9 protein-coding genes are annotated in these 14,104 nt (G+C 38.5%); 4 read left to right on the top strand and 5 right to left on the bottom strand.

Annotated elements, in window-relative coordinates; genetic code table 11:
• Positions 1-146 precede the first annotated feature (146 nt).
• Complete coding sequence (locus tag BM179_RS08480; RefSeq protein WP_177219339.1) at positions 147-1,016, top strand: helix-turn-helix domain-containing protein; 870 nt, start codon at positions 147-149, stop codon at positions 1,014-1,016.
• 337 nt (positions 1,017-1,353) lie between these two features.
• Here the strand turns inward: BM179_RS08480 and BM179_RS08475 are convergent, their stop codons facing one another.
• The 5 genes from BM179_RS08475 to BM179_RS08455 form a co-directional block, all read right to left on the bottom strand.
• Complete coding sequence (locus BM179_RS08475; RefSeq protein ID WP_092015253.1) at positions 1,354-2,442, bottom strand: alkaline phosphatase family protein; 1,089 nt, start codon at positions 2,440-2,442, stop codon at positions 1,354-1,356.
• Positions 2,443-2,464: 22 nt separating this feature from the next.
• The gene (locus tag BM179_RS08470) at positions 2,465-3,070 is read right to left on the bottom strand and encodes an HD domain-containing protein (protein ID WP_092015250.1); all 606 of its coding nucleotides are present in this window, start codon (positions 3,068-3,070) and stop codon (positions 2,465-2,467) included.
• Between the two features lie 79 nt (positions 3,071-3,149).
• Positions 3,150-4,658, bottom strand: a complete 1,509-nt coding sequence (locus tag BM179_RS08465) for a SusD/RagB family nutrient-binding outer membrane lipoprotein (RefSeq protein WP_229632926.1) — start codon at positions 4,656-4,658, stop codon at positions 3,150-3,152.
• An 89-nt stretch (positions 4,659-4,747) separates the two neighbouring features.
• The gene (locus BM179_RS08460; RefSeq protein ID WP_229632925.1) at positions 4,748-8,038 is read right to left on the bottom strand and encodes a SusC/RagA family TonB-linked outer membrane protein; all 3,291 of its coding nucleotides are present in this window, start codon (positions 8,036-8,038) and stop codon (positions 4,748-4,750) included.
• Between the two features lie 536 nt (positions 8,039-8,574).
• Positions 8,575-9,915 (bottom strand): DUF5690 family protein, encoded by a 1,341-nt coding sequence (locus BM179_RS08455; RefSeq protein ID WP_092015244.1) that lies wholly within the window; start codon positions 9,913-9,915, stop codon positions 8,575-8,577.
• A 163-nt stretch (positions 9,916-10,078) separates the two neighbouring features.
• On the opposite strand from BM179_RS08455, the gene BM179_RS08450 reads away from it, so the two are divergent.
• From BM179_RS08450 to BM179_RS08440, 3 genes are all read left to right on the top strand, one after another.
• Complete coding sequence (locus BM179_RS08450; RefSeq protein WP_092015242.1) at positions 10,079-10,864, top strand: HAD family hydrolase; 786 nt, start codon at positions 10,079-10,081, stop codon at positions 10,862-10,864.
• A 120-nt stretch (positions 10,865-10,984) separates the two neighbouring features.
• Complete coding sequence (locus tag BM179_RS08445; RefSeq protein WP_092015239.1) at positions 10,985-12,139, top strand: TIGR03364 family FAD-dependent oxidoreductase; 1,155 nt, start codon at positions 10,985-10,987, stop codon at positions 12,137-12,139.
• 208 nt (positions 12,140-12,347) lie between these two features.
• On the top strand, positions 12,348-13,910 hold the full coding sequence (locus tag BM179_RS08440) for an FG-GAP repeat domain-containing protein (RefSeq protein ID WP_092015236.1): 1,563 nt from the start codon (positions 12,348-12,350) through the stop codon (positions 13,908-13,910).
• Positions 13,911-14,104 lie beyond the last annotated feature (194 nt).

Below are 14,104 nucleotides of genomic sequence, written 5' to 3'. Positions count from 1 at the left end.
CATAAAGGTAAAGCAAGTGATCCGTGAGGCACGGTGCTGATGTGAATGCAAAATAAGCTTGTGTGATAAGAAATACCTTTAATCAGATTTTCCATATTTAGTACTAAATTGTCTTAATATTGTATATTGTAAAAAACAATATGGAAATGAAGGATAAAAAAATGACATTGGAGATTATATCTACTAATTATGGAAGCTCATTACTGTTAAAACATTTACGTGCAAAATCACCATGTTTAAAATTATCCTGGCATTTTCATCCGGAGATTGAATTAGTTTATATACCAAGAGGAAAAGGGAAACTCTATATTTCCAACGTAGTTAAGCCATATGATAATGGCGTTATTATCTTATTGCACTCCAATATTCCACATCGGTGTTTTGATTTTGGATTTGAAAATGAAATATATGAGGAATATCTTGTTCAGGTTTTGCCTGAGAAACTGGATAATATTTCAGTCCTCTTTCCTGAATTTGATAAAATCGAGCAAATGTTAAAGGCATCTAAGCAGGGGATAATTTTAGTACTGCAGGAAGAACATCATTTTTTTCATAAGCATTTTGAAAGACTTTTTAACGCTCAATCAGTAGAGCAGCTATTGTTTTTTTTTGAAATTTTACACCTTTTGTCAAAAGAAAACTATAAGAGCGTAGAAGCGACGTTGAACACGCATATCCCATCAACGAGTATTGAGCGGATTGATAAAGTTTTTAATTTCATAGCTGAACATTTCACGGAAGATATTCGTAGCCAGGATATAGCGCAATTCCTCCATTTTACGAATTCTTCATTTTGCCGCTTTTTTCAAAAGCATACACAAAAAACCTTTAAAGAGGCATTAAATGAGTATCGCCTTGCTCATGCCTGTAAATTATTGGCTCATACCGATAAAAGTATAGAAACTATTGCTTATGAGTCGGGTTATGGAAGTCAGTCTTTTTTTAATCGAATGTTTAAGCGTTTCAACGGAACAACGCCATTATCTTACAGATGTAAGTGGCAATTAAAAAAATAAGAAGAGGATTTTAGCTTTTGTCTGTAATTCTTAGTCCATGCTCTGTGGCACACAGAGTATAAAGGAGAGGCAAGTAGTCCGTGAGTCACGGACCACGGAGCAGGAGGATTTTAGCTTTTGTCTGTAATTCTTAGTCCATGCTCTGTGGCACACAGAGTATAAAGGAGGCAAGTGATCCGTGAGTCACGGACCATGGAGCAGGAGAATTTTAGCCTTTGCCTGTAGCTCTATTTTCCCCTGCCTTCATTTGAATACTTTTATACAAGCATAAAAACAAAAGTCGTTTTGTCTCTCTCAGGGATGAACAAAACGACTTTTAAATGATTGATTTCTACTGTTATTTCTTTAAAACAAGTTCGATTTTATCTCCGACTGTTTTATTGCTTTTATAATCGAAGCCTAAAAATGCTGCTAAAGTTTTTGCAATCTGATTCTGATATAATTGCTCGCTGGTTTTGATTTCTCCTAAAGCTTTGGTGTCAGGACCCATCGTGGCAAACCATATCTGATCTGAATAAGCTGTTTTATAGCCATGATCCGTCCATTTCGACTTAGGTTTGATTCCTCTGCCGTGGTCACTGGTGATGATAAAGGTAGTTTTGTCTTTATATTGAGGATCAGACTGTACCAAATCCCAGAGATCTTTCAGAAAAGTGTCGAAGTTCTGTGCTGCCTGTAAATAGCCCTCATAATTACCGGCATGAGCATAATCATCTGTTTCATCAAATGCCAGGAAAAGTACTTTAGGGTGTTTGTTTTTTACATATTCTTTGGCCAGATGATAGGTAACAAAATCATGTCGGTCAGCAATCTGATTAGGTACCTGCGTCTGAATTTCATTCAGTAATTCTTCTTTCGGACTAAGTTTTCCTTCTACCAGTTCTTTGCCTGAGTTTACAGGAATACCTGTACGTTTTTCATTAATAATAAACGGGAAACAATCCCAGGTGGAAAAGGCTGCAATTCTACCCTTCAGCTCTTTTTGCTGGTTAAGAAATTCCAGTACTGTTGTATTGGGGTTATCAATTTTATCATTGGAATTGATCTTTTCATCATCTGAGAAGCCGGCAAGAATTTCATTGTAACCCGGGTATGAAAACCATTGCTGATTCGTTACATTGACTAAACTTCCCAAATCTCTGTTTCCATGCAGCTGTCCTTTGGAAGCGATGGTTTTCCAGAAAAACGGAAGTAATTTGCTTCTTCTCAGTTCAAGGGTGTCAGACCAGTATTTTTGTTTCAAAGACTTGGCATCTTTGGTGTATTGCCCGTCATTAAGAAGGGTTGAGTCAATTCCTCCGAAAACTTCCTTCCAGCGGAAACCATCGGTAGTAATAAGAAATACGTTTTCAGTTTTGCGTTGTTCCTGTCCGAATCCTGTAAAAAGGATAAAGGCAAGAATTAAAGTAAATAAGGCTTTTTTCATGTTTGGAGGTATATACCTGGCTTTATTCAAAAATCAGGTAGTTTTGATGTCCGTGATAACTCAATAAATGTTTTACCGACATTTCTTTAAGCTCTTCCAGTGAAGGAATCGTCTGATCGGTAAGCTTAGCCATTTCATCCCACTCTCTCATTTGTAAACTCAATTGAAATAAGGAATTTCTTTCAAAAGAACGGGCCTCCTGCAGCGTCATAGGTCCTCCCTGAAATTTCAGTGTTTCCTTGCTGGCTTCAGAAAGCTTTGCAAAATATTCAGGATTAGTAAAAGTAAGGTATCTTTTGGCCTGAACGTGATTGAGAATCAGGTCTGCAATTTTTTGAGAAAAGCCATTCTGGATGATATAGTTTGCTCCGACTCTCTCATGTGAGCGGTGCCCGAATCCCCTCATATCCTCGTCCATTCCGATCGGAAGCAGATGGCCGATGTCATGGAAAAATGCTGCTAAAATAACGTCATCATCGTACCCTCCTTGCTGGGCAAGCTGAGCACTTTGAATACTGTGTTCTAATACTGAGACTGGTTCACCGATATACTCAGTGTCTCCGTAAGATTCGTAAAGCCCAAAGATAGCTTCAACTCTTTTTTCAAGCATAGATTCGATGATAGACATTTTCTTAATTCTTAAGGTTTAAATAGTTGAATATAAAGAAAAAAACCGCCGGAACCCCGGCGGTAAGGTAATCATATTGTTATTTAATAATCCACATAATGGCATTGATGTTATCGCTTCCGCTAAACTGACGTGTAATAGCATCCGTGACATTAACCTGGTTCGTTGATAATTCCGAACTTGGATATTGGTATCTCAAAGGAATTTTTGTTCCGTTTGCAGTACCAGGGCCAACCAGGAATGTAGGAACACCTGTTCTGCGCCAGTTGAAATAGGCTTCATATCCTGAATTCTGGAAGAAAGCGATGTATTTCTGGCTAAGGATCTGGTTAAGACCTGCCGCAGTATTTCCTGCATATTTTACATTACTCTGAGCAAGATATGCCGTAGCATCTGTAATGCCATAGAATGACATAGAAGCTTTGATACCTTGTTCATACCATGTTTGCGCATTTCCCGAAACCCAGCCCTGATTAATAGCTTCTGCAATGTTGAAACATAATTCAGGATAACTTACAATGAAAGTATTTTCTCCGGTATATGAGCTGTAGTAACGTTTACGGCTTTGGAAAGAATATTCACCTTTACCTGCTTTTGAAGACATATCTGCTAAATCTTCACCGGAGCTGGCTCCTACATAAGCATCGAAATCAGTTGCTTTTAAGCCTTTTGCCAATTGAGCTTCTGCAGGTTCAGCTACCACAAAAAGACGTGGGTCTTTGAAGTTTTTCAATAAATCCAGATAAGTTTTGGACATATTTTCACGGGTTGCATTATTCCCGAGGTTATCAGGGTTACGCGGATATTTGTTATTAGTACCCCAGACAAACTGAAGACTTTCAGACAAATCGCCCATCAACGGATATTTCGAAGGGTTGTTAAGTACATTGGCAAAATCCTGTTTCACTTTCAAATCAGTATCGTCTGCTTTTTTACTTAAATGGATCAGAACACGCAATCTGAAAGTATTAACAGCTTTCTGCCATTTACGAAGGTCATTTGCATAATAGATATCACCGTCAAGGGTTTTATTTCCTGAAGCAATCAATTGTGTAAGGTCACTGTTTGAATCTTCAAGCCATTTAAGTACCTGAACGAAAACATCTTTTTGTGTATCGTATTTAGGCTTATCTACTGTCAGACCTTGCAAGGCATCTTTCACAGGAAGATCTCCTACTCTCAAAGTCATGTTTGTGTAATAATATGCACGAAGAAATTTACCTAAAGCGGAGTAGGGGTTAAGGTCTTTTGCACCACTTTTCTTCGCCTCTTCTTCCATTTTGATAACGTTTTTCAAGGTAGTAAACGGCAAAGTTGCATTACCCCATGAATATTCGTTGGTCGAATAATAGTTATAATTTGAGCAGTAAAACTGATTGTAACGCATTATATCGTTCCATGCCTCATCATTCATTTTCTTAAGAGCATCTCTTAAAATGATAGAAGAAGGAACTGAAGTAGGCAAGTTTGGGTTTTGCTCCAATGTCTGGTAATCATTACAACCAGTCATAAGAGAAATAGTCATGAGAGATGCCACCGCTCTCAGTCCTAAAGATGATTTTTTAAAATAAGATATGATATTTTTCATGATGCTTCGATTAATTTTTTTCGGTTTTAAGATTGATGAGCCATCCTCACAATACATTAGCATTTGCTCATCAGGATAATTTTTCCGGATTAAAAAACAATATTGATGTTTACACCATAGCGTTTCATGGTAGGTGTCTGCAATGAAGTACTTGCGCTCATTCCGGTAAACTGATCCATATCCACACCACTGTGTTTGCTGTCAATGAAGTAGAATAAATTACGTCCTACCAAAGAAATTGAAGCGTTTCTGATGAAAGATTTCGCAAGAACTTTTTGTGGAATTGAATATCCGATAGTGATTTCACGCAATTTTGAGAAAGTTTTGCTCATCAGGTTACCTTCTGAAGTACCGTTGTAACGACTGATATAATCCTGCGCATAAGTTTTGATAGTATTCGGCGCAAATTTCAAAGAAGAATAGTTGGTGATTAATCCGGTCTGTGCATCATAGGTAGGTGATCCGTCAGTGATCATTACACCTTCTCCGATATAAGATTTGATACCTTGAACATCTAACTCACGTGCAGCACCTAAAGCTCCCTGAACTGTTTCAATGTTACGTCCGCCACGGAAAGTTTGTTTTAGAATATAATCTTCAATCACACCGCCAACACGTCCGTCAAATGAAACACTTAAAGACCAGTTTTTGTATGAGAATTTGTTATTAATACCCCAAACCCAGTCCGGATTAGAATTTCCTACAAACGAACCTTTAGTATTTACGATCGGACGTCCACCTGCATCATTGATGATTTGTCCGTCAGCAGTTCTTTGGAAAGTAGCCAGATAAACCTTGTCAATTCTGTCACCAATATTGATAAACTGAGTATTTAAATTACCTGATACGAAGTAGTTTGAAGGTAATTTGTCGATTTTATCACCGTTTTCGTTATAAACCTCCTTAAGTGTTTCCTGGAAAGTTGACCAGTTAACCTGCATATCCCAGTTGAAACCTTTTTGTTTTAAAATGTTTCCTTTCAAAGTAACCTCCCAACCGGATTTCTGAGTTTTAATACCGTTTACGATAGCAGAAGTATAACCTGTTGTCTGAGAAAGATCACGGTTAAAGATTCTCGGGCCGTCATTAGAAGTAAAATAAGTAACATCAGCAGTAAAACGGTTTTTCAATAAGCTCAGCTCCACACCGGCTTCAATCTGCTCTGAAGTATTTGGCTTAAGCGCAGGGTTATTGATTTTGTCTGAATATGTTGCACCCGGAAGGTTGTCGTATGATGGTGAAATCGAATAACCTACAGAGTTTGCATAGTTAGGGCCGTCGTAAGAAGAGTTATATTCTGAACCATAACCCAGAGGATAAGTACCGCTTGGGTTGGTACCGATTGTAGAACGGGTTAAGCCATCTTTTACGTTAGCATAAGATACACGTGCTTTTAACATAGAAATAGCCTCCGGTAATTTCACATAGTCATTAACAATTGTACTTAAACCAAAAGATGGATAGAAGAATGTATTGTTTCCTTTAGGAAGGGTTGACAAGTGGTCAATACGACCTGTAGTAGATACCGTCAGTAAACCTTTATACGATAAATCGGCAGAATAGTATCCACTTTGTACTTCCATATCCGAAACGTAACTGAATGCTTTAATTGGTCTCAGTGAGTTAGAGAAAGTATATACACCAGGGGTGTTCAGGTAATCTGTCAATACATAACTTGAATTGTATTTGAAGCTACGAATGTTAGCACCGGCCCAAACTTTCACATCAAATTTATTGTCAAACTTCTGATCGTATTTAAGTAAGATATCAGTATTGTTTTCAAATAAAGTACGTTTATCTTCTCTGTAGTCACCTTTTGCTTCTTCACGGCCATATACTGTAGCAGAATAAGGGAATTTTTCAGAACGGAAGATGTCATAAGTGGTTACTGAAGTACGACCCATTACGCTAAAGTTGTTGTTGATTTTGTAATCAAGCGAAGCGTAACCGTAAATATCATTTTTGTAATGACTTCTCAACCATTCGTATGCTACGAAATATGGGTTGTTGTAACGCTGATATTCAGCATAAATTTGTTGAACACCTTCTTTTCCGGCTTGCCAGTAGTTGCGCATATCATCTACGTTCCAGTCTGCGCCACCCCAGATTACCATGTTATAGATTAATGAGTTAGGGCCATAGTTTACGTCAGGGATATTCGGGGTTGACTGACGGTTATAATTAAGATTGGCATCAAATGTCAATTTCGGAGAGAAGCGGTATTTCGTTGAAATGTTAAAATTCGTAATATTTAACTGTGTATTAGGAACAATCCCTTTCTGATAGTTATGAGATAAAGAGAAACGGATATCAGCTTTATCATTACTGCTTGAAATGGCAATGTTATTGTTCGCTAAAACACCGTCACGAAGGAAACGGGTTAAATTGTTTGCTCCTCTTGCAGTCCATGGTGTTGGAATGCGTTTTCCGGTTGCAGGATCAATAGGGCTGTCATATTGTGCGATTTTAGTGTTTCCGCTCGGATCAAATTTTGGTCCCCAGATATCATAGTCACCATCATTTTTTCCTCCTCCGCGACCATCAACGAATTCGTAGATACCGTGGTCACCAGGGCCATATAAATCCTGTACTTTAGGAATTGCATTGAAACCATGTTCAACCATCGTTGAAGAGTTAAACTCTACAGAGAAACCTCTTTTGTCTTTGGAACCTCTTTTGGTAGTAATAAGAATTGCTCCGTTTTTTCCTCTGAAACCATAAAGCGCAGCAGCATTAGCTCCTTTAAGTACAGAATATGTTTCAATATCATCCGCAGAAATATTCCAGGTATCTGAGTTGATAGGTACCCCGTCTACTACATAAAGAACTTCAGTGTTACCTCTCAGCACTACGTTCGGGCGACCTAATAATTCGGCAGAAGCACCGATAGTCAAACCAGCTACTCTTCCCGCCAATGAGTTGATCGGGTTAGGTTCACGGGCCTTAATCAGATCTTCACCTTTTACAGCCTGAATAGCGTTGGTAAGGCTTCTTTTTTCTTTGGAAATACCAAGAGCAGTTACAACAACTTCTTCGATTTGTTTAGATTCCGGACTAAGTACCACATTGATAACTGATTTAGAACCAACAGTTACTTCGTGTACAGAATAACCAATGAATGAAAACTGAAGAACAGCCTTTTCGCTGGCAGAAATTTTATAGGTTCCGTCTGCATTAGTAGTGGTTCCGCGATCAGAACCTTTAATACGAACAGAAACACCCGGCATAGGAGAGTTATCCTCTACCGCAATTACTTTACCTGAAATGGAAGTGTTTTGTGCAAAAATGTACGTACCCGGACAGATTGTCAACATGGATATGAACATCGAAGTCATAAACCACGTGAAGTTTTTCTGAAAGTTTAGTAGTAGTTTTTTCATGATTTTTGATTAGTGAAAATGAAATTTAAATCCTGCGGATGCTTTTACATCCGACTTTAAAACTGACGGTTGATCGTTTGACTGTTTGATTTTCAGAGTCATTTATTTAGCTTGTAAGCAATGAAGGTTTGAGGAATAGTATCAAGCTTAAGATGGTTGAAATTTTAGTATTCCTAAACAAAACCCTTAATTCGATCGCAAAAGTACACTTATAATATAAACAGTACTTTAATGATAAATTAAGGATTTGTGAAATAAATGCGCAAAAGATAAGATTTTGAACACATGAGATGAGAGGTGCGAAGAAAGACCTCAGAAGAATAACATAAGAAGAAGCATATACGAAGAAAACAAGAACCGGAAATAAAAAATAAAAACAAAATAACGAACCCTTATCCTCTATTCCTGTGTACCCAACACTTCTATTTGATTACATAACCCTATGTGACCTATGCTCCTATGTGGTTGCAGAGATGAAATGCCTATGTGCTCTATGTTCCTATGTGGTTGCAAGTCCTACTACGTGGCTGTCAGGCTTAAACCCTTGATAGCGGCCAGGAATTTCTTCTGGAACGAACCTGAGCAAATAAAGAGGAGTTGGGTAAAGTTGGTTTCTGACCTAATTTATTGCTGAAATAAAACAGCGAAATCCCGGCAAGAATTACTGAAATAAATGGCAGGATATGAGCCAGATCAATCAGTAAGCCCAACCATGAAAATGAATGATCAGAACTGAAATTCTTAATCAGCAAGATAACCACACTCCCCATATAACCACTGAAATCTGCGATGTAAAACAGAAATCCGACGTTGGCTTTTTCATGAAGTACGGCGATAAGTCTTTCAAATAACATTCCGTTAAAAGGAACATAAGCCAGATAAATGCCCAGACCCATCAATACAGTCCACCAGAAAGCACTGAGAATCTGTCTTTCAAAACAGACGGTTGACCCTACAATCAGGATACTACCGACAATCAGGAAAGCATGATTTAACCAGAAAGCAGTCTGGTGATTTTTGACAAAAAACACCAGGCCTGCCAGTAAACTAATAGCAAGACCAATAATTGCTTCAGTAGAAGAAAATATAGTGGCATCATTTACGCCTAATTCTTTCCAGATTTCAACACTGAAGTTATCTCTGATGTCACGGAAAACCGTCATCAATACATAGATCAGAATAAGAGAAACCAGACCAAAACCGTATTTCCGGACGAATCTAACCCTTCTCTTTCCTGACATCGGAATTCTTGGCGTTCTCAGAGCGATGTCTTCGGGGGTAGGTTTGGGTGCATTATTCATTAACCAGACCGAGATAACTAACAAAGGCAGAAACATCAGCCCCGTCATAAAAGGCATCCAGTATTCATTGATTTTTAAGTCAACCACTACCCAGCGCCCCACAGTTTTTACAAGGCCGGAAGAAACAATGAAACTCACAGCAAGACCGGCTCCCAGGACTTCAGTAATTTGTCTGCCTTCAAGATAACTGAAAACCAGGCCATAAATCATTCCCAGTCCCAGACCATTCAGGTACATAAACATCCAGTTATCCGGAGCAGGAACAAGGGCAAATAAAAGTAGCGCCAGTTCAGAGTAACCAATCATACACAAAATGTATTTGGCTCTTTTGTCAGGTGTAACCTCTGAAACAACCTTGATACCCAGCCCTTTGGCTGTGGCATAACCCATGATTTGCGCAATTACCAGAATGATTTTGTAATCAATACCCCAAAGGCTTACTCCCTCAAATGTACCTGCCGTAAAAGGTTTACGAAAAGCGTACATGCAGAAGTAAGTTGAAAAAGAAGTCAGAGCCAGAAAAATTGTCAAAGCAAAGCCCGACAGCCCGTGGAGATATGTTTTTAACCTTGTCATTATTGGAAATTTGGAACAATAATACAATCCAAAAGCCTGATAAAAGGGCTGGTAATTAAACCTTTACTGAAAGTTCATATACAGTTAACACACTCTTAAAACATTACCCTCTAACTTTGAAGAGGTTTTTTAGATTATTTCCACTCAAAAAATATTGTTGAAAATGTCTCCTATTCAATTAGTTATCTTTGACATGGCTGGTACTACCATCAAGGATCAGCATGAAGTAGAAAAGTGCTTTAAGGTTGCCTCTGAATTTACCGGATTAAAAGTATCTGATGAAAGGATTCTGGCACTTCAGGGGTATTCAAAAAAGTATGTTTTTCAGTTACTCTGGACTGAAATGCTGGGTGAAAATCACCCTGAGCTCAAGGAAATGATCGAGGTTTCCTACGACTATTTTTGCCATGTTCTTGAAACCTATTACCAGGAAACGGATATTCTCCCTACCGAAGGCTGTCTGGAAATGTTTGATTTCCTGAAAGAACAAAAAATCAGAATAGCTCTTACTACAGGTTTTTACCGGAAAGTGGTTAATATTATTCTGGGTAAATTGGGCTGGCTTCAGGGGCTGAATGAAAATTATCTGAGTATTTCCGGCGATTCTGTCATCGACTTGTCTATTGCTTCAGATGAAGTAGCAAAAGGCCGCCCGGAGCCTCAAATGATTGAAAAAGCCATGAATATTCTGAAAGTGAGCGATCCTCAGCATGTCATCAATATCGGAGATACACCTTCAGACCTGAAATCGGGTATCAGAGCAGGAGTGCTGATGTCTTTAGGCGTAACTAACGGAACACATTCCCGTCAGCAATTAAGCATCCACAGAAATGATGGCCTGCTCAATAATGTACTTGAGCTGAAAGACATTATCGCCAATCTTGAAAGTAATACCAAGCCAAGAATAGAAGAACCATTGAAATTATCTAAAATGAGGTTCTTATTCTAAAATCCATAGAGGTGAGATGTGGGAGTGAGCAGGAGCGGATTGTTTACCTGAAATTATTTAATACCATTCATAATACATTCTGTTTCAGCGTAAAGAAGCGTTGAAATGCAAAGATAACCCATGATAAAATTTGACCTAATTGTAGTTGGAGCTGGAAATTTGGGCACTTTCCATGCCTTTCATGCACTAAATCAAGGGAAAAAAGTACTATTAATTGAAAAAGACTCTCAACCAATGGAGGCAACCGTCAGAAACTTCGGACAGGTTGTGCCATCTGGTCAGGCTTTGGATACCTGGTTCGAATATGGCAGAACGTCTCTGGCAATTTATAAGGAAATTCAGGCCAAAACCGATATTACAGCCAGACAAAAAGGGTCTTATTATTATGCTTCTGATGATAATGAAATGCAATTGCTGGAGGAGGCAAGAGAGCTGTTCAAAATCAGGAATTATCCTGCCCAGTTACTCAATAGAAAAGCATGTTATGAAAGACATTCTTTACTGAACAATGATTACTATAAAGGAGGACTGTATTTTTCTGAGGAAGTTTCGGTAGAACCAAGAACAATGGTGCATAGGGTAAGGGAAATGCTGATTCATGATTTTGACCTGACTTATCTGAATAATACCACAGCTATTAATTGTGAGGTCAGAAATGGCATTTGTATCATACACTGTGCTGATGGAAAACAGTTCCATGCAGAGAAAATAGCGATTTGCAATGGCCGTGATATGAAAATCCTGTTTCCGGAATTGTTCAATGAAAGCGGCATGAAAATCAGTAAGCTGAATATGATGTCAACCTTTCCGCAAAAAGGACTGAAACTTGAAGGCAATATTCTTTCGGGATTAAGCATCCGTCGTTATGACAGTTTTAAATCCTGTCCTTCTTATGCTTTGTTAACCACACCTGAATGGCAGAAACTATATCAGGAATGGGGCATACATATACTTTTTAAACAGGCTCTGGACGGTTCAATCATTGTAGGAGACTCGCATGAATATGCTCCGGTAAATGAGAGTGCAAATTTTGATTTCGGAATCGAGATGCATATCAATGACCTGATTTTGAAAGAGGCCCGCAGAATGATGAAATTACCTGACTGGAGGATTCAAAATTATTGGGCAGGTTATTATGCCCAGACTTCTGATGGTGGAATCTTCGAGCATCAGATTGAGAATAAAATCTATATCGCCACAGGAATCGGGGGTAAAGGAATGACTACAGCCCCGGGGTATTCCAAAAAGAGAATTGCCGATATTTTTGAACAATAGTTTCCGGGAAAAAGAGAGAGAACAGGTCTTTTGTCTTTTACATTTTCCTGAATAATATCTGATGATTGTACCGGAGGGGTTCTGAAAAGCCTCATTTTGTAAATATTCTTAGTAAAATCAGGAAAATTCCGATTTATTCTTGCTGTAGTTTATATAGCCAAGAATCGTTTTTTTGTATCTTGCGAGGTAAACATTGAAAACTCCTAAAATGTATTTAACCCGAATTTTAATTTTATTTACTTTAATTGGTATCGTTTCCTGTAGTAAAACCTCTCAAAATTCTGCTCAAAACCTTTCTGAAACCGTTACATTCTCTGCCGATTCAACGCTGGTTGACGGAGAAGTACTGGCTCGCGGATATTGCAGCAGTTGCCACCTTTTTCCTGAACCTTCTTCACTGGATAGCGTTTCATGGAAATATGGAGTATTGCCCAAAATGGCTGAGTTTCTGGGAACGCAGGGAGAACAAAATAATCCTTTTGCCAGTTTTTCTCCTTCAGAAATTGATGCGCTGATCAGAGGGCGGGTATTTCCAGACCGGGCACTGATGACGGCCAGGCAATGGAAAGAAATTGTGAAATATTATGTAAATAATGCTGGGCCGAAAATTTTACATAATACAGAGCCCAAAGTAGGTACAAAATTATCCGGGTTTTCGGCAGAAATTCTGCCTTTTCATAGAAACAAACAATCGTTTGTCAGCATGACAAAATATGACCCGCATACCGGTTCCTTTTTTATCGGAGAAGTAGGTGGCGGATTATTTCAGCTTGATCAGACCGGAAATGTTAAAGATTCCCTGTTTTTTGAAAGTACCCCCTCAGATTACGTATGGAATAGTAAGAACCAGGCCCAGGTATTAACAATGGGGATCATGAAACCATCTGACCTGAGAGTAGGAAAAGTACACAGAGCCGGTAAAAGTGATACCGCAACGATAGTCAAAAACCTGGGGAGGCCTGTTGAAATTACCTACAGCGACCTTTCCGGAGACGGTGAAGATGATTTGATTGTTTGTCAGTATGGCTATTTTACCGGAAAATTTTCATGGTTTGACATGAAAAACGGAAAACCGATGCGTGAACATGTTCTGATAGAATTACCGGGAGCGAGAAATGTGAAAGTAACGGACTTAAACCATGACAACAGACCGGATATTTTAGTGCTGATGGCCCAGGGAAATGAAGGTATTTTCTATTTTGAGAATAAAGGAAGAGGAAAATTTGAGCAGAAAATATTGTTGAGATTCCCTCCGGTCTACGGTTCGAGTTATTTTGAACTGGTTGATTTTAATAAGGATGGCTTTCCGGATATTTTATATGCCAATGGTGATAATGCAGACTACAGCTATACCATTAAGAAATATCATGGAGTCAGGTTGTTCCTGAATAATGGTAAAAATGATTTTAAAGAAGCATGGTTTTATCCGATGCCCGGGGCATTCAAGGCTATGGCAGCAGATTTAGATCAGGATGGTGATTATGATATTGCTGCAACTTCATTTTTCCCGGATTTTGAGGTTAACCCGCACAGAAGTTTTGTGCTTCTTGAAAATAAAGGCGATTTGAAATTTGAAGCATCAACCTGCAAGGAAGCCAATTTAGGCAGATGGCTTACTATGGATATCGGAGATATTGATAAAGATGGAGATTCGGATATTTTGCTGGGCTCTTTTACCTATTCACCTACTCCGGTTCCTGAAAAATTGAAGGCATTGTGGGCCAAAGAACGGGTTAATATGTTGATACTGAGAAATAAACTAAAAAAGTGATGAATTTTTAGCATTGAAAATTATTTTCTGAATATTCCAAATAGTTGAAAAGGCGGTTTCTGAATAAGAATATCGCCTTTTTTTGTAACCACATAGGAACATAGGACACATAGGGGGGTATGTTATAATTTGTGAGATGATTTTGTGGTAAGGGTATCAATATTGTAACCACATAGGAAGATAGGGCACATAGG

It is taken from the genome of Pseudarcicella hirudinis (assembly GCF_900115665.1).
Classification (GTDB): Bacteria; Bacteroidota; Bacteroidia; order Cytophagales; family Spirosomataceae; genus Pseudarcicella; species Pseudarcicella hirudinis.
The sequence above is the reverse complement of the archived record's forward strand: the minus strand, read 5'-3'. Positions and strand labels throughout refer to the sequence as shown.